The organism is Mycobacterium sp. ABE4_509 (assembly GCF_056160785.1).
The window spans coordinates 1-22,008 of record NZ_JBSWXU010000088.1 but is presented as its reverse complement, the minus strand read 5'-3'; the positions used below and the strand labels follow the sequence as shown (position 1 = coordinate 22,008).

The window sequence follows — 22,008 nt, the reverse complement described above, 5'->3', positions numbered from 1 at the left end:
GGCGGTGGCCGGGTGCGGTGCGCCGGCCGGCGGGGCGGCGTCGACCAGATCGTGGGTCATGCCGTAGCGGGCGCGCTGGGCGCTCATCAACTCGGCGTGACCGGCCAGCGCGCGGCGGGTGCGCAGCCAGGTGTATCCGGGGATCGCGCCCAGCAGGTGGTTGACACCACCCAGCGCCGGGCTCAGCACCGCAGGCAGGTGCTTGAGCGCGGTGTCGGGGACGCCGAGCTTGGTGGCCGCCCGGTCACCGAGAAAGGCCCGGGTCAACCCGTTGACCAGCTTCACCGCATAGGCGTGCTTCGGGTAGCCGCCCAGCGGCAGCAACTCGGCGATCTCGACGGCCAGGTAGTCGTCGGTCAGGGCGCGGACGAAGTCCCGGTCGCCCTCGTCGGGGTCGGTGGCGGTCAGCGCGTAGAGCTTCTCGATGCGGATGTGGTCGGATTCGCCGGCCGGGTTGAGCTCCGGGTGCACGCCGTTGAGCAGTCCGACGTAGCGCCACAGGTGGTAGATGTCGTCGAGTTCGCGCCGCGTGTAGCGAACCCCGAGCTTGTGCATCGCGGCCAGGGCGATGTGCCCGAACTCGGTGATGGTGAAGGCCATGTAGCTCTGCGAGATCGGGGCGCCCCAGGCGGTTTCGTCCCATTCGCCGCTGTTCCACAGGTGGCGGCGGACGAACGCGTGGATCAGTCGGACCCGCAGGGTGGTGGCGAAACCGGCCCCGTCGCGGCGCAACCCGCCCGGGGTCAGGATGGTTTCCAGCCAGGAGCCCACCTCCAGGGATCGCACCGCGGCCTGGCTGGCGTAGCGGCCGGTCATCAACAACGGCATCCCCGCGGTGGAGTTCATCGCCCCGGAGGTCAACGACGCCGCGGCGAGCACGATCCCGTACGGGCCCATGTGTCGCACCAGGTGGCCGGCGGCCCGGTCCAGGCGGTCATGCTCGAGCCAGGCGGGTTCGGTGTCGACCTCGGCGAACAACGCGCGCAGCGATTCCGGTGCGTCGGCCACCGTCTCGATTCCGCCTGCGGCCGCGGCCCGGAACATCGCCATCCCGGCGCCGGCCGGCAGCGTCGCGAAGTCGGCGACGACCGCGTCGGCCGGCGGGTCGGCTTCGTTCACCCCGCGCACCCATCGTCGGCCGTGCTGACCGTATCGGCGGACGGCGACGTCGGCATTGGGCACCGACGCCGGTGCCGGATTGCTCGCACGGGTCATACCGCTATGCAAACATGAGAAGCCCTCACTTACTACTCACCTTTCACGGAGGTCAGGTGTCCACCCAGCGGCGGGCGCGGCCACAACAGCAGCGGGCGCGCGAGCAGCGGCGAAGGCTGCTCGACACCGCGCTCAAGCTGATCGCGGCTCGCGGGGCCGGGGCGGTGACCACCCAGGCCATCGCCGACGCTGCGCACGTCAGCATCGGCACTGTCTACCGCTACTTTCCGGACCGCGCGGCGATGCTGGCCGAACTGGTCGACGAGGCCACCCGCGACATCTCGTTCGAACTCGTCGCCGGGGTCGGCAGAGCGGTGGATCTCGACCCGCAGGCGGCCGCGCTGGTCGTGGTGGACACGCTGACCACGGCGTACGAGAAGCATGCTCCGATCCTGCAGGCCGCACTCACCTCCTCATCTTTCGATCTGCCGGCCTACCTGAACCACACCGCGATGGAGGAGATCGAGCGCAGCCTGCTGCCGCTGGGCAGCGCCATCCCCAGCAGGACGCGTCCGGATCTCACCCCGGAGCAGCTGGCCGACCTGGTGTTCCTGACGATGGGCGTCACCTCCAGTGCCTGCCTGCGCATCGCGCTGCTGCGTCCGGCCGACTCCGATCGCGACGCCATGGTGGCGCTCACGGCACGGATGCTCGCCGTCGCGCTGACCCCGCCGTGAGAGTGGCGGGGTGTGCGTTCCGGCCTGCGGGGGCATTGTGCTGTTGTAGTCTCGCCCCATGGAGGTACTACGGGCTGTAGTTGTCCTGCTGCACATCGTCGGATTCGCGGTGACCTTCGGAGCGTGGGTCGCCGAGGCGGCCGCCGGCCGATTCCGCCTCACCCCGGTGATGAACTACGGCCTGCTGGCCTCGCTGCTCACCGGGGTGGCGCTCGCGGCCCCCTGGCCGGCCGGAATCGAGTTGAACTACCCGAAGATCGTCGTCAAACTCGTCCTGCTGGTGATCATCGGCGGCCTGCTGGGGATGGGCCTGGCCCGTCAGAAACGCACCGAATCACCCGTTCCGCGCCCGATGTTCGTCGGGGTCGGCGTGTTGTCCTTCGCCGCGGCGGCCATCGCCGTGCTGTGGTGACTACTGCTCGCCGAGCCCCATCAGCTCGGTGACCTGATGGTCACGCCCCGCCGTGTAGCCACCGTCCACGGCGATGGCCTGACCGCTGACGAAGCTCGCCTCGGCTGACAGCAGGAACGCCGCCACCGCGGCGACCTCGCCCGGCCTGCCGAACCGGCGCAGCTTGTGCTCGTGCCGCAGCCCGTCGCGCGGACCCTCCATGCCCGGGATGCCCATCACCGATTCGAACAGCGGGGTCTCGATGAACCCCGGACAGATGGCATTGACCCGTATTCCACTGGGGCCGTAGTCGATCGCCGCGTTCTTGGTCAGCAACACCACCCCTCCCTTGGACGCGTTGTAGGCGCTGCCGCCCGCGGTTCCCTCCAGGCCCTCGATGCTCGATAGCGTCACCACCGAGCCACGCTCACCGTCCACCCGCGGCTGGGTCATCATCTGCGCCAGCGCGGCGCGCATCACCACGAACGTGCCCTTGAGGTTGACGTCGACGACGCGGTCCCATTCGTCGTCGGGCAGCAGATGCACCGGTCCGCCGCCACCCACGCCGGCGGAGTGCACCACCCCGTCGAGCCGGCCGGCCGCCGCGACCACCGCGTCGACCGCCGTCCGCACCACGGCGGCGTCGAGCACGTCGCCGCGCAGGTAGCTGCCCGCGGCCAAGAGCTCCGGCGGCGTATCGACCGCCTGATCGACACCGACGACGACCGCGCCCTCACCCGACAGTCGCGCCACGGTCGCCGCACCGATACCCGAGGCCGCGCCGGTCACCAGAATGCCCTTACCCGCAAGACCGTTCACCGTCGCAGTATGGCCCACCGGTCCGCCGGGGCGCGGTCTTTCTACCAGCGGGGCCCTTCTACCATCCGAAGATGACCTCAGGGCCCCCGACAGCGCAGCGGTTCCTCGCCGACGGGCACGGGGGCGTGGTGATCGCCGCCGACCGGCATGGGGATCCGGACGCCCGGGCGGTGGTGTTCCTGCACGGTGGGGGACAGACCCGACGCTCCTGGGGGCGAGCCGCCGCGGCCGTCGCCGAGCGCGGCTGGCAGGCCGTCACCGTCGACATGCGCGGCCACGGTGAATCGGGCTGGGCCGCCGACGGCGACTACCGGGTGACCAGCTTCGCCGCCGACGTGCGCGAGATCCTGGCGCGGCTGCCCGCGCGGCCGGTGCTCGTCGGCGCCTCGCTGGGCGGGCTGACCTCCATGCTGCTGGCCGGTGAGCTGTGCCGGGGCATCGCCTCGGCCGTCGTGCTGGTCGACATCGTCCCGGACATGGACCCCTCGGGAGCCGAACGGATCCACGCGTTCATGGCCGACCGGATGGTCGACGGCTTCGGCTCACTCGACGAGGTCGCCGACATGATCGCCGCGTTCAACCCGCACCGTCCGCGCCCCGCCGACCTCGACGGGCTGCGCAACAATCTGCGCCGCCGCGGGGATCGCTGGTACTGGCACTGGGATCCCCAGTTCATCGACGGGACCGCCGCGCACCCGCCGCTGGAGGTGACCGACACCGAACGCCTGCACACCGCCGTCGCAGCGATCCTCGCCGACGCGGTGCCGATGCTGCTGGTCCGCGGCCAGGCCAGCGACCTGGTCAGCCGCCCGAAAGCCACCGAGTTCCTGGACCGGTTTCCGCAGGTCGAGTTCGTCGATGTCGAAGGCGCCGGCCACATGGTCGCCGGTGACCGCAACGACCTGTTCGCCGACGCGGTCCTGGATTTCCTCGTCCGGCACGACGACGACCCGAACCTGACCACCCAGTAGTCCGCAATATGTATGGTGTGGCGGAGGCCACACCGGGGCACCCGTCCCGCGATCGCGCCGGTCACGATTCGTCGATCCGACAGGAGCACCCATGGGCACACGGCTGGCCGGCAAGGTCGCACTCGTCAGCGGAGCTGCCCGGGGCATGGGAGCCTCGCACGCCCGCGAGATGGTCGCCCACGGCGCGCGCGTGGTGTGTGCCGACATCCTCGACGCCGAGGGTGAACTGGTCGCCAAGGAACTCGGCGACGCCGCCCGCTACGTCCACCTCGACGTCACCAGCCCCGACGATTGGAGCCGGGCCGTCGACATCGCCGTCGCCGAGTTCGGCGGGGTGGACGTGCTGGTCAACAACGCCGGAATCCTCAACATCGGCACCGTGGAGGACTACCCGCTCTCGGAGTGGCAGCGCATCCTCGACATCAACCTGACCGGCGTCTTCCTCGGCATCCGCGCCGTCACCCCGACCATGAAGGCAGCCGGGCGCGGCTCGATCATCAACATCTCCTCGATCGAGGGCATGGCCGGCACCATCGGCTGTCACGGCTACACCGCCACCAAGTTCGCCGTCCGCGGGCTCACCAAATCCGTTGCCCTGGAGCTCGGTCCGTTCGGAATCCGGGTCAACTCGATCCACCCCGGCCTGGTCAAGACCCCGATGGCCGACTGGGTCCCCGAGGACATCTTCCCCAGCGCGCTGGGCCGCATCGCCCAACCCAAAGAGGTCAGCAACCTGGTGGTGTACCTGGCCAGCGACGACTCGAGCTACTCGACGGGGTCGGAGTTCGTGGTCGACGGCGGCACCATCGCCGGGCTGCCGCACAAGGACTTCTCGGCCGTCGACGTCGCCGCCCAGCCGGACTGGATCAGCTGACCGGACCCGCCGGACGTCACCGCAGCGAGACGACGACCTTGCCCCGTGCCGTGCGGTCCTCCAGCGACGCGATGGCCTCCCCGGCGCGTTCGAGGCCGAACACCATCGGGTCGGGAGCGCTGACCGCCTCCGAGGCCAGCAGCGGCAACAGCTCGGCCCACTGCTGCTGCAGATAGCCCGGATGGCGCATCGTCCAGGCCCCCCAACCCACTCCGACCACGTCGACGTTGTTGAGCAGCAGCCGGTTCACCTTCACCGTCGGAATCTCACCGCCGGTGAACCCGACCACGAGCAGGCGCCCACCGGGCGCCAGCGACCGCAGCGAGTCGGTGAACCGGTCCCCGCCGACCGGGTCGACGACGATGTCGACGCCCCGCCCTTCGGTCAGCTCCTTCACCGCATCCTTGAACCCGTCGGCCAGCACCACATCGGAGGCGCCGGCCGCCCGAGCCACCTCGGCCTTGTCCTCGTCGCTCACCACCGCGATCGTGCGGGCCGCCCCGAGGGCCGGCGCCAGCCGCAGCGTCGAGGTCCCGATCCCGCCGGCGGCCCCGTGCACGAGCACCGTGTCGCTGTTGCTCAGCCGACCCCGGGTGCGCAGCGCGAAGTGCACCGTCAGGTCGTTGAACAGGATGCCGGCCCCCGCCTCGAAGGAGACCGCATCGGGCAGCCGGAACAACCGCTCCGGAGGCAGCGACACCACCTCGGCCATCGCCCCGCACAGCATCGTCAGACCGGCGACCCGGTCGCCGGCCCGCACGTGCGCGGCCTCCGGTGCGCTGCGCACCACGCCGGCGATCTCGGCTCCCGGGATGTAGGGCATCTCCGGCTTGTACTGGTAGAGACCGCGCGACTGCAGGGCGTCCGGATAGGCCACCCCCGCGGCGTGCACATCGACGACCACCTCCTCGTCGGTGCCGGTGGGTTCCTCGATCTCGACGAGCTCGGCGGCCGACGGGCCGTCGAGCCGGGCAATCTGTATCGCACGCATGGCCACCATTTAACGCCGTCGCGACTTGAGGTCGTCGGCGGCGCCCCACCGGTACAGTCGGCGGCACGGCAACGTCGCTGGGACCGAGGAGCATGCGGATGGCACGAGGCAGCAACCGAACCCGCGGCGCGGGATTCGCCCCGGCCCAGGCGCTGCCCCAGGGGCGGGTCGTCGAGGTGCGCTCGTCCGACGGGGTGCGGCTGCACACCGAGGTCTTCGGCCCCGACGACGGCTACCCGATCGTCCTCGCGCACGGCATCACCTGCGCGATCCGGGTGTGGGCCCATCAGATCGCCGAGCTGGCCGAGCACTACCGGGTCATCGCCTACGACCATCGCGGGCACGGCCGCAGCGGGGTGCCGCCGCGCCGCGGCGGGTACAGCCTCGACCATCTGGCCGCAGACCTGGACGCGGTGCTGGCGGCCACGCTGGCCCCGGGGGAGCGGGCCGTGCTGGCCGGACATTCGATGGGTGGCATCGCGATCACCTCATGGGCCGAGCGGCACCCGGACCGCGTTTCCGGGCTCGCCGACGCGGCCGCCCTGATCAACACCACCACCGGCGATCTGCTGCGCAACGTCAACTTCCTGCCGGTGCCCGCGCAGTTCTCCGACGCCCGGGTGCGCGCGGCGGGCACGCTGCTCAAGACGTTCGGCGCGGCGCCGCTGGTGCGTGTCGCGGACCGTCCCAGCCGGCGGTTCGTCTCGACGATGGCGGTCGGGCGTGATGCCGACCCGTCGGTCGCGCAGTTCGTCTTCGAGCTGTTCAACGCCACCCCGCCGGCCGGACGCGGCGGCTGGGCGCGGGTGCTGGTCGAACACCTCGGCCCACAGCACATCGGGATGAAGAACCTGACGGTGCCGACCCTGGTCATCGGCAGCACCCAGGACCGGCTGCTGCCGATGGTGTCGTCGCGGCGGATCGCCGCGACGGTGCCCAACCTGGCCCGGTTCGTCGAACTCGACGGGGGCCACTGCGCGATCCTGGAACAACCCGCCGACGTCAACCAGCAACTGCGCTGGCTGATCGATTCGATCAACCGGGAGCGTCGCGCGAGCTCCTGACCGAACGCGAATGCACCTCGGCGGCAGCCCGCAGCCCGGAGCGCACCGCCCCGTCCAGGAATCCGGTCCACGCGTCGGCGGTCTCGGTGCCTGCCCAGAAGATGCCGTCACAGGGCCGGCGCAGCCAGGGCCCGTGCGCGGTCCACGCACCCGGCGGTACGGCTGCCGTCGGCCCACCGGGGGCGAACTCCTCGGCGCTCCAGCGGTGGTCCAGGTAGTCGGTGGGCCGGTGGGCGGCCGGGCCGAACAGTGCGGCGAAGCCGGACAGCGCGACCTCGCGCCGCCTGGCCGGGGGCAGCGGGTCGAAGGTGCGGGCGTCGGTGAATCCCAGCAGGATCCCGGGCCCGGACCCGCCGTCGGGCGCATCGTCGGGGCTGACGTCGAAGGTGATGAACACCGGGCCCTCGTCGGAGAGCGCCTCGCCGGAGCAACCGTCGGCCCGCCAGAACGGTGTGTCGTAGGCGGCGTAGGCCTTGCTCAGATTGCCCTGCGGCCAATTGCGTAGCAGTGCGCCGTGTTCGGCCGGCAGCGGTGGGTCGAACTCGATCGCGCCGCGGTGTTCGGGCGCCACGGCGACGACGACCGCACCCGCGGCGAACTCGCCGCGCCCGGAAGTCACCGTCACGGTGCCGTCGGCATGGCGGTCGATGCGGTGCACCGGCGCGTCGAGCAACACCCGTTCCCCGAGCGCCTCGGCCATCCGGATGGCGATCTGCTGGGTGCCGCCGGCGAACCGGTCCTGTTGGGCGCCGCCCTCGACGTCGAGCATCCGGTCCAGACCGCCGGCGGCCTTGACGTAGCGGACGGCGTGCAGCATCGAGACCGCACCGGGTTCGGCGCCCCAGGTCACCCTGGCCATGATCGCCATCAGGTCCCGCGTCGAGGCCCCGGCGTGCACCGATCGCAACCACCGGTCCAGCGACATCGCGTCGAGTTGCGCGGCGATCGGCGACGCCCACGGCTCGTCGACCGGCACCCGCCGGCTGATCCGGTCGAACCGCCACTGGATGCGGGACACGTCGAGCAGTTCGAGGATCGACAGCCGCGGGATGGTGCTGCGGTAGGAGCGCACCCGCCCGCGCCAGCGGATGAGGTTCTTGCCGTGCCCGTAGGTCGGCGTCGATTCGCAGCCCAGCTCATCGGCCAGCGCCAGCACCGCGTCCTGGGTCGGCCCCACGAACGTCGCGCCCAGATCCACCCGCGCACCGGCCAGCGTCGCGGTGTACGAGCGCCCGCCCACCCGGTCGCGGCCCTCCAGGACGACGACGTCGTGCCCGAGCCGGGTCAGCTCCCGGGCGGCGGACAGCCCGGCGAAGCCCGCTCCCACAACCACAACATCCACCCGGCCATCCTCGCGGATTCGGCGTGCTTATCGGCGCATAGCGCTGATAACCACGCCGAAATCGCTATCGTGGTACGTGGCAGGACCAGAGGAGGTTGCGGGTGCAGGAACAGAGTCCAGCGACGGAGGACTATTCCGACGTCCTGATCATCGGTGCGGGCATCTCCGGCATCGGCGCTGCGTACCGCATTCAGGAGCGCAATCCGCAGTACAGCTACACGATCCTGGAACGACGGTCGGCCATCGGCGGCACCTGGGACCTGCACCGCTATCCGGGCATCCGCTCCGACAGCGACATCTTCACGCTGTCGTTCCCCTGGGAACCGTGGCGGCGCCCGGAGAACGTCGCCGACGGCGCCGACATCAAGGAATACCTGATCGACACGGCCCGCAAGCACGGCATCGACCGCCACATCCGCTTCGACACCCGGGTCCTGTCGGCGGACTGGGATTCGGGCACCGACACCTGGACGGTGCAGACCGAAACCGGCGGCGCCGCCCGCAGCTACCGGGCCCGGTTCCTGTTCTTCGCCACCGGCTACTACGACTACGACCATCCCTTCCGCCCGGACTTCCCGGGCATCGAGGACTTCGCCGGCCCGGTGGTCCATCCGCAGCACTGGCCCGAGGACCTGGACTACACCGGCAAGAGGGTCATGGTGATCGGCAGCGGCGCCACCGCGATCAGCCTCATCCCGTCGCTGACCCGCAAGGCCGGCCACGTCACGATGCTGCAGCGCTCGCCGACCTACCTGCTGTCCGGTCAGCGGGTCAACCCGATCGTCAACCTGCTGCGCCGGATACCGCCGCGCAAGCTGGGCTATCGCCTGGCCTGGCTGTACAACGTGGCGTTCATCGTCGCGGTCTACGCCATCGCGCAGAAGGCGCCACGGTTCAGCCGGCGGGCGATCCGCGCGGTCGCCAAGCACTACCTGCCCGAGGGCTATCCCGTCGACACCCACTTCAAGCCGACCTACGACCCGTGGGACCAGCGGCTGTGTCTGATCCTTTCGGGCGACTTCTACGATGCGATCGCCCAGCGCCGCGCCGACGTGGTGACCGACCAGGTCGACCATTTCGACGCCGGCGGGGCGGTGCTGAAGTCCGGTGACCGGATCGACGCCGACGTCGTCGTCACCGCGACCGGGCTGCAGCTACAGGCCCTCGGCGGGGTGGCGCTGCGCGTGGACGGCGCCGAGGTCAAGCCGGCGGACCGGTTCGTCTACAAGGAGCATCTGCTCGAGGACGTCCCCAACCTGGCGTGGTGCGTCGGCTACATCAACGCCTCGTGGACGCTGCGCGCCGACCTGACCGCCCGCGCGGTCGCCAAGATGCTGGCCTACATGGAATCCCACGGCTACACCCACGCCTACCCGCATCTGGGGAACACCTCGATGGAGGAGAAGCCGGCCTGGAACATCAACGCCGGCTATGTGAAGCGGGCTGCGCACGTGCTGCCCAAATCGGGCACCCACCGGCCGTGGAACGTGCGGCACAACTACGTGCTCGACGCCATCGACCACCGCTTCGACCGGATCGAGGAGTCGATGGTGTTCGGCCGGGCGCCGGTGCCCGATACCGGGTCCGACACCCGGTCGGATCCCGGGGCGCCGACATTGCATTCCAGCAGCGCCTGACTCGAACTTTCGCTGCCGGAATGCCGTTTCGGCAGCAATCCTGCCGGCGCTAGGGGGCGACCGAGAGCCAGTCGGCGAAGCCGGACGGGTCGTGCCGGCCGAGCGCGCCGTGCTCGAACAGGCCCCAGCCCTCGCGCTCGGTGCCGTCGGCGTCACGGCAGACCGCCCGCCCGACGTGGTCGATCATCCCGAAGCCGGCCCGGCCGACGACGGCGGGATCGGTCATGTCGTAGGTGAGTCGTTCGGTGAAGTTCTCACCGCGCCACATCCCGTGCAGCCAGTCGGAGTCACCCCCGTACCCGCCGCCGACGTGCAGCGGCGCCGCGAGTTTGGACTCGACGTCGAATCGCAGCGCCGCGCCGGTCGCATCCGTCGCGTCGATCGTCGCGCCGGTCGGAATCCGGGTGCCCGACCGGTAGCGCACCGTCACCCGCGGCCAGCCGAGTTGTTCGACGCGGCCGTCCTTCCAGATCCGGGTGCAGTCGTTCAGCGAGCGGAACCCGCTCGGGTCTTCCTGGATGATCAGCACGATGCCGAAGTCGTCGAACGCCATCGGAACGTAGAGCCACCACATCCCCTCGAACGGCGGATCCTCGGGGCGACCGGCCGGCTCCGGTTCGCCTATCGGCCGGATGCCCCACGACCGGTCACGGCTGCCGATCCAGCGTGCCGGGTCGACCGCGATGTCCTGACCGTCGATGCTGAGCTGACCGCTCCAGGTGCCGACCTGGGCGAAGCGTTGCGCATCCAGGGTGATCCGGTTGCCGCGGCGCATGATGTGCGGCTGTTCCTGGACCACGTCGAACAAGCCGTCCCAGGTGAGATCGGCGGCGACACCGTCGGTCTCGTCGAGCACGATGCGGATCTTGCGCAGCGGCTCGAGCACCTCGACGCGGTAGTTGCCGACGTGCTGGTGCAGTCGATCCTGGTCGATCGCGTCGGACAGGTGCACCGCGGTCTGGGTGTGCCCGCTTCCGCCGCCGCGGCGGGAGACCAGCAGGTAGGCGTCCTTGACGCCGAGGTTGGGGCAGTAGCCGATGCCGGTGATGACGAAGATGTCGCCGGTGCGGTCGTGGGCGTTGAAGTAGGACCGATCGTAGAAGTTGCGGTCCGAGGACCCCGGCCACGCGATGGGCTGGGGGATCTGGTGTACCGGGTACTCGTCCATCGGTCCCAACATCAGGACGCCTCTCCGATCATTCGCTTCAGCAGTGGTGCGTGGTAGAACAGCGACTCGACGTCGTCGGGCCGCTCGATCTCCCCGAAGTGCACCCGGCGCGCTCCGGTGCGCATGAACACACAGGCCCACACCACCCCGGAGTAGACGTAGAACCAGTCCAGGTCGCCGACCTCGACGCCGGTAAGGTCCCGGTAGGTGGCCCGCACATCGTCCTCGCGCAGGAAGTCGGGCATTCCGGGCAGCCCGGCCAGGCCGGTCAGCTCCTGAAAAACCATGTGTGCATAGCTGATCCACGCGACGTCGAACTCGCGGGGGCCGACGGTGGCCATCTCCCAGTCGAGCACCGCGACCGGGGTGAAATCGCGGTACATCACGTTGCCGATCCGGGAATCACCCCACACCAGGACGGGTTCGCGGGCGGCGACGTCGGCGGGGAAGTGGTCGTCCAGCCAGCTCAGGGCCCGCTCGATCAGCGGTGAGCGGCCGATGTCGGGGACGCTGAACGCATACCAGTCCTTCAGCCATCCGAAGTGGCGGTGCAGCGCCGTCTCGCCGGGTGGATCCTGATCCTGCAGGAAGCCGAACACGCGCTGCGCGTTGGGAATCGAGTGGAGTTTGGCCAGCACTTCGACGGTGCTGTCCTGCAGCCGGCGCTGCTGTTCGGGTGATGCGTCATAGAGCCAGTTGTCGCCGAAAGTGTAGGGCATCACGTCGGGGGGCACGTCGCCGTCGATGCGGTCCATCAGGAAGAACGGCCGGCCCAGCACGTCGCCGGAGGGTTCGAGCCACCGCACCGGGGGCACCGCGACGTCGGTCAGTTCGGCCACCAACCGCATCACCTCGTGCTGGTGGTCGAGGCGGTAGTGGTCGAAAACCGGGATGTCGGCTTCGGCCGGTGCGACCCGGGCGACCCAGCGCTGCTCGACCGGGCTTCCGCCCTGCTGCCAGCGCCCGGACAGTAAAATGGTCTCCGATGACATGCCGTTGGAGTCGACGCCGCTTTCCACGGTGATCTCCAGAGTGGTGGCCGGCAGTACCTGCGACAGCCACTGCGACAGAGCCGCAGGCACATTCGTCATGTCACGACTGGACCGCTGAAGCCGCCCGACATCCTCGACAGCTGGTTCGCTGGGCACAGACCGGTCCTTCCGCCACAGTTACGATACCGGGGGTAGCGATATGAAAGCAGACCCGTTGTCGGCTGACAAGTCCCCGGGCGCGGGTCGGCCCCGCGACCCGCGTATCGACGCTGCCATACTGCGCGCCACCGCGGATCTACTTGTCGAAATCGGCTACGCGAGCGTCACCATGGCCCGGGTGGCCGAGCGGGCCGGCACCACCAAGACCGCGCTGTACCGGCGGTGGTCCAGCAAGGCGGAGCTGGTCCACGAAGCCGCGTTCCCGTCGGCGCCGACGGCGATCCAGGCGCCGCCCGGCGACATCGCCGCAGACCTGCGCGCCATGATCGAAGCCGCCAGGGAGGTGTTCACCAGCCCGGTGGTGCGCGCCGCGCTACCCGGCCTGATCACCGACATGTCGGCCGATGCCGCACTGAGCGGACGGGTCAGCGCCCGGTTCAACGACATGTTCGCCGCGGTGCGCATCCGGCTGCACGACGCCGTCGACCGCGGTGAGGTGCGGCGCGAGATCGACCCCGACCGGCTGGTGGACCTGATCGGCGGGGCCACACTGCTGGCCGTGCTACAGACCCCCGACGCGCTCTGCGCGCCGTCGTGGGTGGACGACACCACCTCGATCCTGCTGCACGGCGTGCTGACCTGACACCCGCCATCACTCCGGCCGTAACTGGTCCTTGTTGCGCTGGGTGACCGCGCTGAACCTGTCGCCCAGACCCGCGAAATCGCCGGAGTCGCGGTGCTGGGTGAAGGCGATGGCCTCCTCGGCGGCCAGCGCCGGGTCGGTCACCGCGGCCGCACCGGTGGTGTAGATCTGCTTGAGGCTGCGGATCGTCGGGCGCGGCACGTCGGCGACCTGGCCGGCCAATACAACCGCGCGTCGCAGCAGATCGTCATGCGCCACCACCTCGGTGACCAACCCGATCCGCTCGGCGCGGGCGGCATCGACCACCTCGCCGGTCATCGACAGCCGCCGGGCCATCGCGGCCCCCACCAGCTGCGGCAGCCGCGCGGTCATCCCGCCGCCGGGCAGGATTCCCACCCGGGCGTGGGTGTCGGCGAACACGGCGCGCTCCGATGCGATGAGAAAGTCGCACCCCAGCGCCATTTCGAGACCGCCGGTGAAGGTGGCCCCGTTGACCGCCCCGATGATCGGGCTCCGCATGTCGGCCACCGCGGCGATGCAGCTGTGCGACCGGAACTCGGCGAAGTAGGACATCCCGTCGCGGGCGGCCTCCTTGAGGTCGACGCCGGCGCAGAACGCGGGATCGGTGCCGGTCAACACGACCGCCGACACCGATTCGTCTTCGTCGGCGGCGGTGAGCGCGGAATACGCGGCCCGAATCAGGTCGCGGTTCAGCGCATTGCGGGCTTGGGGACGGTTCAGCGTGATGACGCGCACGGCGCCGTGCTGTGCGGTGCGGACGATCTGCTCGTCGGTCATGTTTGGAATTGGTATCAGACGATCCGGTTCAGAGGAATCTGCCGGCGGCGTTGGCCAGGTCCAGCAGGGGTTGGGGCAGCGCGCCCAGCGCGAACGTGACGGCCGCGGTGACGGCGATGACGCCGCCGGTGAGCACGCTGGGCACCACCACAGCCGGGGCGTCGGCGGGGCGTTCGGTGAAGAACATCAACACGATCACCCGCACATAGAAGTACGCCGCGATGGCGCTGGCAATCACGCCGACGACCACCAGCGCGATCGCGCCGCTTTCGCCGGCCGCCTTGAACACCGCGAACTTGCTGACGAACCCGCTGGTCAGCGGAATGCCCGCGAAAGCGAGCAGAAACAGTGAGAACACCATGCCCACAACCGGATAGCGCTTGCCGAGTCCGGCCCAGCGCGAGATGGCGGTGTCCTCCTCGCCGGTCTCGTCGCGCACGAGAGCGACCACCGCGAACGCTCCCACGGTGGAGAAGCCGTAGGCGAACAGGTAGAACAGCGTCGACGACAGCCCGGCCGAGCTTCCCGCGATGACGCCGGTGAGGATGAAGCCGCTGTGGGCCACCGCCGAGTAGGCCAGGATCCGCTTCACATCGGTCTGGGTGACCGCCGTGATGGTGCCGACGAGCATCGTCAGGATCGCCACCGCCCACAGCACCGGCTGCCAGTCGTCGCGCAGTTCGGGCAGCGCCACATAGAACACCCGCAACAACGCGCCGAACGCGGCGATCTTCGTCGCCGCGGCCATGAACGCCGTGATGGGGGTGGGCGCGCCCTGATAGACGTCCGGGATCCACGAATGAAACGGAACGGCACCGACTTTGAACAGCACCCCGACCAGGACCAGCGCCGCCCCGAGCAGCGCCAGTGCGGGCCTGCCCGACCCTGCCGACACCGCGTCGGCGATCCCGCCGAGGCGCAGCGTGCCCGCATAGCCGTACAGCATTGCCGCGCCGTAGAGGAAGAACGCCGAGGAGAACGCGCCGAGCAGGAAGTACTTCATGGCGGCTTCCTGGGACAGCAGCCGGCGGCGGCGGGCCAGCCCGCACAGCAGGTACAGCGGCAGCGACAACACCTCGAGGGCGACGAACATCGTCAGCAGGTCGTTGGCGGCGCCGAACAGCATCATCCCGCCGACCGCGAACAACGTCAGCGGGAACACCTCGGTCTGCACCAGACCCGCGCGGGTGGCCTCCTTCTCCGCGACGCCGCCCGCGACCACCGAGGCCTGCGGGGTGAACGCGTCCAGCCCGCCGGAATCCGGTTCGCCCTCGCCCGAGGCGGATCCGCCACCGGGGGCCCGGATGCGGCGCTCACCGATCAGCAGCACCCCGAGCACTCCGATCAACGCGATGGTGCCCTGCAGGAACAACGCGGGCCGGTCCACGGCCACCGCGCCCAATACTGCGGTGGAGCCGTTTCCTGCACCCAGACCGCGGGCCAGCACGACGACCGCGACGAACGCCGCGACCAACGCCGCCAGGCTGACGGTGATCTGCGCGCCGTAGCGGTGCCGGCGCGGAGCGAACGCCTCGATCAGCACACCGAGCACGGCGGCGCCCAGCACGATCAGCATCGGGGAGAGCAGACCGTATTCGATGGATGGTGCGTTCATCGGGTGAAGCCCCCTTCCGCGATGCGTGGACTCGGATCGGTTTGGTCGATGGTGGTCAGCGTGTACGACACCGCGGGGTCGATGACGTCCAGCGCGGGCTTCGGATACACCCCGAGCACCAGCAGCAGTGCGATCAGCGGGGCCACCACGACGATCTCACGGGGGATCAGGTCCCGGAACGGCGATTCTCCGTCGGCCAGATCGCGGGGTAGCGGCCCGGTCATCATCCGCTGGTACATCCACAGGATGTAGACCGCCGACAACACCAGCGCGGTCGCGGCCAGCACCCCGAACAGCGGGTAGCGCGTGAATGTGCCGATCAGCACCAGGAATTCGCTGATGAACGGGGCCAACCCGGGCAGTGACAACGTCGCCAGCCCGGCCACCAGGAATGTCCCGGCCAGCACCGGAGCCACCTTCTGCACGCCCCCGTAGGTGCTGATCAGGCGAGATCCCCGCCGCGACACCAGGAAACCGGCGATCAGGAACAGGGCGGCCGTGGAGATGCCGTGGTTGACCATGTACAGCGTCGAGCCGGCCTGCCCCTGGCTGGTCATCACGAAGATGCCCAGGATGATGAACCCGAAGTGCGAGATCGAGGTGTAGGCGATCAGGCGCATGACGTCGCTCTGGCCGATCGCGACGACCGCGCCGTAGAGGATGCCGATCACCGAGAGGGTGACGATGGCGGGGGCGAAGAAGGCCGCCGAGTCACCGAAGAGCGGCAGGCAGTAGCGGATCATCCCGAACGTGCCGACCTTGTCCATGATGGCCATCATCAGCACCGCACTGGCCGGGGTGGCCTGGACCGCGGAATCGGGCAGCCAGCGGTGCAGCGGCCACAACGGGGCTTTGACCGCGAAGGCGAACATGAAGCCGCCGAACAGCAGGTGCATCACCATCGGGTTGACGGCGAAGTCACCGGCGGCCACCGCCGCCACGATGGCCCGGAAGTCGAAGGTGCCGCCGCTGAACGCCTCGCTGCCCGCGGTCGTGACGTACAGCCCGACCACAGCGGCCAGCATGATCAACCCGCCGAACAGGTTGTACAGCAGGAACTTCACCGCCGCCCTGCTGCGTTGCTCGCCGCCGAAGCCGCCGATCAGGAAGTACATCGGGATCAGCATGGCCTCGAAGAACACGTAGAACAGCAGGATGTCCAGCGACACCAGCGAGATCAGCACCATGCCCTCGACGGCCAGCGTCAACGCGAAGTACACGTGCACCGACCTGCCGCCCCAGCTGAGTTCGTCGCGGGCGTCGTTCCAGCCGGCGACGATCAGGATCGGCATCAGCACCGCGGTGAGCACCACCAGCGCCAGCGCGATGCCGTCGACGCCGAGGATGTAACCCGTCCCGAAAGACGGTATCCACCGGTGGGATTCGACGAACTGGAACTGCTCACCGCCTGGATCGAAGCCGACGGCGATCACCGCGGCCAGCACCAGCACCGCCAGTGACACCGTCAACGCCACCCACTTGACGAGCCCCCGCCCGGCGGCCGGCAGCAGCATCACCACCACCGCGCCCACCATCGGCACGGCCCACAGCAGCGTCAACCACGGAATCGAATTCACCACAGGTTCACCGCCAGGATCATCGCCACCACCAGCGTGGCGCCGGCCAGCATCGACAGCGCGTAGGACCGGGCGAACCCGGTCTGGGTGTTCTTCAGCGCACCCGAGATCCGCGACACCCCGCCCGCAAGGCCGGCGGCGACGCCGTCGACCACCTCGTCGTCGATCTCCACCAGCTCCTCGGTGAACACCCGGCCGGGCCTCATCAACACCTTCTCGTTGAACGCGTCACCGTAGAGGTCCCGGCGCGCGGCCACGGTCAGCGCCGACCCGGCCGGTGGCTGCTCGGGCACCGGCCTGGTCCCGTACATCCGGTAGGCGATCACGATGCCGACCGCGACCACCGACAGCACGATCACCGTGACCACCCAGACCGGCAACACGTGGTGGATCTCATGGCTGCCGACCACCGGTTCGAGCCAGTGCTCCAGGGTGCCCCCGATCGCCAGCGCGCCGCCCGCGGTCACCGACCCCACGGCCAGCAGGATCATCGGCCAGGTCATCACCGCGGGTGCCTCGTGCGGGTGCGCGTCGTCGGCCCAGCGCTTCTCGCCGAAGAAGGTCATCAACATCACCCGGGTCATGTAGAACGCGGTGATCCCCGCACCCAGGATGGCCGCGCCGCCCAGCACCACACCCTTGACCCCCCCGGCGCCGAGGGCAGCCTCGATGATGCCGTCCTTGGAGAAGAAGCCCGCCAGCGGCGGAATGCCGATGATCGCCAGATATCCCAGCCCGAACGTCACGAACGTCACCGGCAGGGCGGTGCGCAGACCGCCGAAGCGACGCATGTCCACCTCGTCGTCCATCGCGTGCATCACCGACCCGGCGCCCAGGAACAATCCGGCCTTGAAGAACCCGTGGGTGAGCAGATGCATGATCGCGAACGCGTAGCCGGCCGGACCGAGCCCCGCCGCCAGCACCATGTACCCGATCTGGCTCATCGTCGAGGCTGCGAGCGCCTTCTTGATGTCGTCCTTGGCGCAGCCGATCACCGCGCCGAACAACAGGGTGACCGCACCGACGACCACGACCGCGGTCTGCGCGAGCGGGGCAAGGTCGAACACCGGTCCCGAGCGCACGATCAGATACACCCCGGCGGTGACCATGGTGGCCGCGTGGATCAGCGCCGACACCGGCGTCGGGCCTTCCATGGCGTCCCCGAGCCAGGACTGCAGCGGAACCTGCGCGGACTTGCCGCAGGCGGCCAGCAGCAGCATCAGCCCGATCAGCGTCAGCATGCCCTCGCCCAGTTGCGGTGCGCCGTCGAACACCGCGGCGAACGACACCGATCCCACCGCGGCGAACATCAGCATCAGCGCCACCGCCAGCCCGACGTCGCCGACCCGGTTGACGACGAACGCCTTCTTGGCCGCCGTGGCCGCCGACGGCTTGTGCGACCAGAACCCGATCAGCAGATACGAGGCCAGGCCGACGCCCTCCCAGCCCAGGTAGAGGCCGAGGTAGTTGTCGGCGAGCACCAGCAGCAGCATCGCGGCCAGGAACAGGTTGAGGTAGCCGAAAAACTTTCGGCGTTCCGGGTCCTCGGCCATGTAGCCGATCGAGTAGACGTGGATCAGCGAGCCGACGCCGGTGATGAGCAGTGCGAAGCACATCGAGAGCTGGTCGAGTTGCAGCCCGAAGTCGACCTGCAGTCCGCCGACCGGCACCCAGCTGAACAGGGTCTCGTGCACCGCGCGCTGGTCGGCCCCGCGACCCAGCATGTCGGCGAACAGAACTGCGGCGCAGGCGAATGCGGCGATCGAGGCGGCCGTGCCGAGCAGGTGACCCCATCGGTTGGACCGGCGTCCGGCCAGCAACAGCACCGCCGCACCGCCCAGCGGCAGTGCGATCAACAACCACACAGGTATCGTCATCGGCGCCTCAGTGCCCTCTGTTCTTCGCGCAAGCGCTCATCAGTGCTTCAGCAGATTCGCGGCGTCGACGTTGGCGGAACGCCGGGTCCGGAAGATGGTCATGATGATCGCCAGCCCGATGACGACCTCGCACGCGGCGACCACCATCGTGAAGAAGGCCACCACCTGGCCGTCGAGGTGGCCGTGCATCCGGGAGAACGCCACGAATGCGAGGTTGGCGGCGTTGAGCATGAGTTCGACGCACATGAACATGACGATCGCGTTGCGGCGCAGCAGGACCCCCGCGGCGCCGATGGTGAACAGCAGCGCCGACAGGTACAGGTAGTTGTCCGGGTTCACTGCGCACCCCCATCGCCGCCATCGGAGCGTCGGTCATCGCTGCCGGGCATCGAGCGCAGCTGCAGGATGGCGCTGACCGACAGCTGCGAACCCGAGCCGTCGGGCAGCCGGGCCGGCACGTCGACGGCGTTGTGGCGGGCGTACACGCCCGGGTTGGGCAGCGTCGTCGGATAGCTGCCCGGGGCGAAACGTTCGACGGCCAGCTCGCGCTGGGTCTTGCGGCGGCCCAACCGCTCACGATGGGTGAGTAGCATCGCCCCGAGGGTCGCGGTGATCAGCAGTGCCCCGGTCAGTTCGAAGGCCCAGAGATACTGAGTGAAGATCAGCGCCGCCAGGCCTTCGACGTTGCCGTTCTGGTTGGCGGCGTCGAGGCCGACGAACCCGGCCACGGCGACGTTGCCGATCCCGGCGATGAGCAGCACCCCGAAGCCCAGGCCGATGCAGATGGCCGCGACGCGTTGTCCGCGAAGGGTTTCGACCAGGGACTCCGAGGAATCCACCCCGATCAGCATCAGCACGAACAGGAACAGCATCATCACCGCGCCGGTGTAGACCACCACCTGAACCACCCCCAGGAAGGGGGCGTCCTGCGCGACGTAGAGTACGGCCAGCGCGATCATCGTGGTCGCCAGGGAGATCGCCGAGTAGACCGCTTTCGGTGCCGCGACCACCCCGAGCGCGCCGACGACCGCCACCGCCGCCAGCACCCAGAACGCGACCGCCTCAGCCATGGGTGCTCCTCGCCGGCGTGCTGTCTTCGCTCTTCGCCGGCGTCACGTTGCCGAGGTAGTAGTCGTCGTCGGTGCACCCCGGTGCCATCGGGTGCGGCGGTTGCTGCATGCCCGGCTCCAGCGGCGCCAGCAGCTTGTCCTTGCCGTAGATCAGATCGGACCGGTTGTCGTCGGCCATCTCGTAGTCGTTGGTCATCGTCAGGGCCCTGGTCGGGCACGCCTCGATGCACAGCCCGCATCCGATGCAGCGCAGGTAGTTGATCTGGTACACCCGCCCGTAGCGCTCACCGGGCGAATACCGTTCTTCCTCGGTGTTGTCGGCGCCCTCGACGAATATCGCGTCCGCCGGGCACGCCCAGGCGCACAGTTCGCACCCGATGCACTTCTCCAGCCCGTCGGCGTAGCGGTTCAGTTGGTGGCGGCCGTGATACCGCTTGGCCACCGGGCCGGGTTTCTCCGGGTATTCCTCGGTGAGCGGCTTCTTGAACATCGATCCGAACGTGACCGCGAACCCGGCCAGCGCGTCGAGAAGTCTAGGCATGTGATTGCTCCCTGGTCTTGTCGTCGGCGGGCAGCGGCGGCACGGGGAAAGCTCCGGCCTCGGCGGCTGGTGGCGCCGGGGCCGGCGCTTTCCCGGGGGAGCGCTGCGCCCGCCCCGTCCGGCGTGCGGCCAGTCCCAGCACCAGCACCACGACGGCTGCCACCCCGACGAGCGCGGTCACCGGGTTCCGGTAGCGCTCGTCGAAGACGGTGTGGATGACGGCCACGACCATCACCCAGGCCAGCGACACCGGAATCAGGACCTTCCAGCCCAGGGCCATGAACTGGTCGTAGCGCAGCCTGGGCAGTGTGGCGCGCAGCCACATGAAGATGAACAGGAACAGCCACACCTTCGCGGTGAACCACAGCAGCGGCCACCATCCGGAGTTGGCCCCGTCGATGATGCTGATCGGCCACGGCGCGTGCCAGCCGCCGAGGAACAGCGTGGTGGCCAGCGCCGAAACCGTCGTCATGTTGACGTACTCGGCGAGCATGAACATCGCGAACTTCAGCGACGAGTACTCGGTGTGGAAACCGCCGACCAGTTCGCCCTCGGCCTCGGGCAGGTCGAACGGTGCACGGTTGGTCTCGCCGACCATCGAGGTCAGATACACCAGGAACGACGGCAGCAGCAGGAAGATGAACCAGATGTTGTCCTGGGCCGCCACGATGCCCGAGGTCGACATAGTGCCCGAATAGATGAACACCGCGGCGAACGACAGCGCCATCGCGATCTCATAGGACACGACCTGCGCCGACGAGCGCAACCCACCGAGCAGCGGATAGACCGACCCGGATGCCCAGCCCGCCAGCACGATTCCGTACACCCCGATCGAGGTGACGGCCAGGATGTAGAGCACCGCAACCGGAAGATCGGTCAGCTGCAGCGCGGTGCGGTGACCGAACACCGCGACCTCGCCGCCCAGCGGGATCACCGCGAACGCCATGAAGGCCGGGATCACCGCGATCACCGGAGCGGCCAGGTAGATCCACCGGTCCACGCCGGCCGGCACCAGCCCCTCCTTGAGGGCCAGCTTGATCCCGTCGGCCAGCGACTGCAGCAGCCCGTGCGGCCCGACGCGGTTGGGGCCGAACCGCAGCTGCATGCGGCCGAGGATCTTGCGTTCGATCAGGATCGCCGACAGCACCGTCAGCACCAGGAACGCGAAGACTCCCAGCGCCTTGGCCAGGATGAGCCACCACGGGTCGTGGCCGAACAGCGTCGGATCGGGATAGGTCGCATCGGGATAGGTCACGGCTGCCCCCGCCCGATCGACACGAGCGAACCCGGGGTCACGCCCAGCTCCGGATACACCGCGCAGCCCGGGGAGTTCAGCGGCAGCCAGATCACCCGGTCGTCCATGTCGGTGACCTCCAGCGGCAGCGTGACGGCACCGTGTTCGGTGCGCACGGCAACCGGATCGCCGTCCTCGGCCCCGATTTCGGCCGCCGTGCCCGGCGACAGCCGCGCGACCGGTGCCCGGGCCGTGCCGGCCAGGTTGGGTTCACCGTCCTGGAGGCGGCCGGCGTCGAGCAGCGTGCGCCACCCGGCCAGCACCGCCTGCCCGGCCGAGGGCCGGGCCGGTGC

The 22,008-nt window shown here is 69.4% G+C and carries 22 protein-coding genes; 7 read left to right on the top strand and 15 right to left on the bottom strand.

Going from position 1 to position 22,008, the window contains the following annotated elements:
* On the bottom strand, window positions 1-1,215 hold a 1,215-nt coding region (locus ACXAID_RS18135; protein ID WP_475023605.1), incomplete at its 3' end, for an oxygenase MpaB family protein.
* A 56-nt stretch (window positions 1,216-1,271) separates the two neighbouring features.
* Here ACXAID_RS18135 and ACXAID_RS18130 point away from each other — a divergent pair.
* Entirely contained in the window at window positions 1,272-1,892 is a 621-nt protein-coding gene (locus ACXAID_RS18130; RefSeq protein WP_475023603.1) for a TetR/AcrR family transcriptional regulator, read from the top strand.
* A gap of 58 nt (window positions 1,893-1,950) precedes the next feature.
* Window positions 1,951-2,304, top strand: a complete 354-nt coding sequence (locus ACXAID_RS18125) for a Fe-S protein (RefSeq protein ID WP_475023601.1) — start codon at window positions 1,951-1,953, stop codon at window positions 2,302-2,304.
* Here ACXAID_RS18125 and ACXAID_RS18120 read toward each other — a convergent pair whose 3' ends face one another.
* Window positions 2,305-3,102: an SDR family NAD(P)-dependent oxidoreductase gene (locus ACXAID_RS18120; RefSeq protein ID WP_475023600.1), complete on the bottom strand. Its 798-nt coding sequence runs from the start codon at window positions 3,100-3,102 to the stop codon at window positions 2,305-2,307.
* Window positions 3,103-3,173: 71 nt separating this feature from the next.
* Between ACXAID_RS18120 and ACXAID_RS18115 the strand changes: the two genes are divergently transcribed.
* Both ACXAID_RS18115 and ACXAID_RS18110 read left to right on the top strand, forming a co-directional pair.
* Window positions 3,174-4,073 carry an alpha/beta fold hydrolase gene (locus ACXAID_RS18115; protein ID WP_475023599.1) on the top strand — a complete coding sequence of 300 codons (900 nt, stop codon included), beginning with the start codon at window positions 3,174-3,176 and terminating at the stop codon, window positions 4,071-4,073.
* 91 nt (window positions 4,074-4,164) lie between these two features.
* Window positions 4,165-4,947 (top strand): glucose 1-dehydrogenase, encoded by a 783-nt coding sequence (locus ACXAID_RS18110; RefSeq protein ID WP_475023598.1) that lies wholly within the window; start codon window positions 4,165-4,167, stop codon window positions 4,945-4,947.
* Between the two features lie 16 nt (window positions 4,948-4,963).
* Here the strand turns inward: ACXAID_RS18110 and ACXAID_RS18105 are convergent, their stop codons facing one another.
* Entirely contained in the window at window positions 4,964-5,938 is a 975-nt protein-coding gene (locus ACXAID_RS18105) for an NADPH:quinone oxidoreductase family protein (RefSeq protein ID WP_475023597.1), read from the bottom strand.
* A 98-nt stretch (window positions 5,939-6,036) separates the two neighbouring features.
* Here ACXAID_RS18105 and ACXAID_RS18100 point away from each other — a divergent pair, with 98 nt between their 5' ends.
* A complete protein-coding gene (locus tag ACXAID_RS18100; RefSeq protein ID WP_475023596.1) occupies window positions 6,037-7,002 on the top strand; it encodes an alpha/beta fold hydrolase in 966 nt (321 codons plus the stop codon).
* Here the strand turns inward: ACXAID_RS18100 and ACXAID_RS18095 are convergent.
* Window positions 6,974-8,344, bottom strand: a complete 1,371-nt coding sequence (locus ACXAID_RS18095) for a flavin monoamine oxidase family protein (protein ID WP_475023595.1) — start codon at window positions 8,342-8,344, stop codon at window positions 6,974-6,976. The two genes, ACXAID_RS18100 and ACXAID_RS18095, sit on opposite strands and share 29 nt — an antisense overlap.
* 101 nt (window positions 8,345-8,445) lie before the next feature.
* Here ACXAID_RS18095 and ACXAID_RS18090 point away from each other — a divergent pair, with 101 nt between their 5' ends.
* Window positions 8,446-9,981: a flavin-containing monooxygenase gene (locus ACXAID_RS18090; RefSeq protein ID WP_475023594.1), complete on the top strand. Its 1,536-nt coding sequence runs from the start codon at window positions 8,446-8,448 to the stop codon at window positions 9,979-9,981.
* Between the two features lie 49 nt (window positions 9,982-10,030).
* Here the strand turns inward: ACXAID_RS18090 and ACXAID_RS18085 are convergent, their stop codons facing one another.
* Window positions 10,031-11,161, bottom strand: a complete 1,131-nt coding sequence (locus ACXAID_RS18085; RefSeq protein ID WP_475023593.1) for an Rv3169 family protein — start codon at window positions 11,159-11,161, stop codon at window positions 10,031-10,033.
* Window positions 11,161-12,297 carry a phosphotransferase family protein gene (locus ACXAID_RS18080; protein ID WP_475023592.1) on the bottom strand — a complete coding sequence of 379 codons (1,137 nt, stop codon included), beginning with the start codon at window positions 12,295-12,297 and terminating at the stop codon, window positions 11,161-11,163. The genes ACXAID_RS18085 and ACXAID_RS18080 overlap by 1 nt, the downstream gene beginning before the upstream one ends.
* Window positions 12,298-12,340: 43 nt before the next feature.
* On the opposite strand from ACXAID_RS18080, the gene ACXAID_RS18075 reads away from it, so the two are divergent.
* Window positions 12,341-12,943, top strand: a complete 603-nt coding sequence (locus ACXAID_RS18075) for a TetR/AcrR family transcriptional regulator C-terminal ligand-binding domain-containing protein (protein WP_475023591.1) — start codon at window positions 12,341-12,343, stop codon at window positions 12,941-12,943.
* 9 nt (window positions 12,944-12,952) lie between these two features.
* Here the strand turns inward: ACXAID_RS18075 and ACXAID_RS18070 are convergent, their stop codons facing one another.
* The 9 genes from ACXAID_RS18070 to ACXAID_RS18030 all read right to left on the bottom strand — a co-directional run.
* Complete coding sequence (locus ACXAID_RS18070; protein WP_475023590.1) at window positions 12,953-13,741, bottom strand: enoyl-CoA hydratase; 789 nt, start codon at window positions 13,739-13,741, stop codon at window positions 12,953-12,955.
* A 28-nt stretch (window positions 13,742-13,769) separates the two neighbouring features.
* On the bottom strand, window positions 13,770-15,356 hold the full coding sequence (nuoN, locus tag ACXAID_RS18065; RefSeq protein ID WP_475023589.1) for an NADH-quinone oxidoreductase subunit NuoN: 1,587 nt from the start codon (window positions 15,354-15,356) through the stop codon (window positions 13,770-13,772).
* Window positions 15,353-16,936, bottom strand: coding sequence for an NADH-quinone oxidoreductase subunit M (locus ACXAID_RS18060; RefSeq protein WP_475023588.1), 1,584 nt, complete (start codon window positions 16,934-16,936; stop codon window positions 15,353-15,355). The genes nuoN and ACXAID_RS18060 overlap by 4 nt, the downstream gene beginning before the upstream one ends.
* The gene (gene nuoL, locus ACXAID_RS18055) at window positions 16,930-18,810 is read right to left on the bottom strand and encodes an NADH-quinone oxidoreductase subunit L (protein ID WP_475023587.1); all 1,881 of its coding nucleotides are present in this window, start codon (window positions 18,808-18,810) and stop codon (window positions 16,930-16,932) included. The genes ACXAID_RS18060 and nuoL overlap by 7 nt, the downstream gene beginning before the upstream one ends.
* Window positions 18,811-18,849: 39 nt before the next feature.
* Complete coding sequence (gene nuoK / locus ACXAID_RS18050) at window positions 18,850-19,149, bottom strand: NADH-quinone oxidoreductase subunit NuoK (protein WP_475023586.1); 300 nt, start codon at window positions 19,147-19,149, stop codon at window positions 18,850-18,852.
* Window positions 19,146-19,880, bottom strand: a complete 735-nt coding sequence (locus ACXAID_RS18045; protein ID WP_475023585.1) for an NADH-quinone oxidoreductase subunit J — start codon at window positions 19,878-19,880, stop codon at window positions 19,146-19,148. Before ACXAID_RS18045 ends, nuoK begins: the two co-directional genes overlap by 4 nt.
* Window positions 19,873-20,421, bottom strand: coding sequence for an NADH-quinone oxidoreductase subunit NuoI (gene nuoI, locus ACXAID_RS18040; protein ID WP_475023583.1), 549 nt, complete (start codon window positions 20,419-20,421; stop codon window positions 19,873-19,875). Before nuoI ends, ACXAID_RS18045 begins: the two co-directional genes overlap by 8 nt.
* The gene (nuoH, locus tag ACXAID_RS18035) at window positions 20,414-21,676 is read right to left on the bottom strand and encodes an NADH-quinone oxidoreductase subunit NuoH (protein ID WP_475023582.1); all 1,263 of its coding nucleotides are present in this window, start codon (window positions 21,674-21,676) and stop codon (window positions 20,414-20,416) included. Before nuoH ends, nuoI begins: the two co-directional genes overlap by 8 nt.
* On the bottom strand, window positions 21,673-22,008 hold a 336-nt coding region (locus ACXAID_RS18030), incomplete at its 5' end, for a molybdopterin dinucleotide binding domain-containing protein (RefSeq protein WP_475023581.1). The genes ACXAID_RS18030 and nuoH, both read right to left, overlap by 4 nt.

Coding starts and splice junctions, on each gene's coding strand:
- ACXAID_RS18125 (WP_475023601.1), top strand. CDS start 1,951: ATGGAGGTACTACGGGCTGTAGTTGTCCTGCTGCACATCGTCGGATTC.
- ACXAID_RS18115 (WP_475023599.1), top strand. CDS start 3,174: ATGACCTCAGGGCCCCCGACAGCGCAGCGGTTCCTCGCCGACGGGCAC.
- ACXAID_RS18110 (WP_475023598.1), top strand. CDS start 4,165: ATGGGCACACGGCTGGCCGGCAAGGTCGCACTCGTCAGCGGAGCTGCC.
- ACXAID_RS18105 (WP_475023597.1), bottom strand. CDS start 5,938: ATGCGTGCGATACAGATTGCCCGGCTCGACGGCCCGTCGGCCGCCGAG.
- ACXAID_RS18100 (WP_475023596.1), top strand. CDS start 6,037: ATGGCACGAGGCAGCAACCGAACCCGCGGCGCGGGATTCGCCCCGGCC.
- ACXAID_RS18085 (WP_475023593.1), bottom strand. CDS start 11,161: ATGTTGGGACCGATGGACGAGTACCCGGTACACCAGATCCCCCAGCCC.
- ACXAID_RS18075 (WP_475023591.1), top strand. CDS start 12,341: ATGAAAGCAGACCCGTTGTCGGCTGACAAGTCCCCGGGCGCGGGTCGG.
- ACXAID_RS18070 (WP_475023590.1), bottom strand. CDS start 13,741: ATGACCGACGAGCAGATCGTCCGCACCGCACAGCACGGCGCCGTGCGC.
- nuoN (WP_475023589.1), bottom strand. CDS start 15,356: ATGAACGCACCATCCATCGAATACGGTCTGCTCTCCCCGATGCTGATC.
- nuoL (WP_475023587.1), bottom strand. CDS start 18,810: ATGACGATACCTGTGTGGTTGTTGATCGCACTGCCGCTGGGCGGTGCG.
- ACXAID_RS18045 (WP_475023585.1), bottom strand. CDS start 19,880: ATGGCTGAGGCGGTCGCGTTCTGGGTGCTGGCGGCGGTGGCGGTCGTC.
- nuoI (WP_475023583.1), bottom strand. CDS start 20,421: ATGCCTAGACTTCTCGACGCGCTGGCCGGGTTCGCGGTCACGTTCGGA.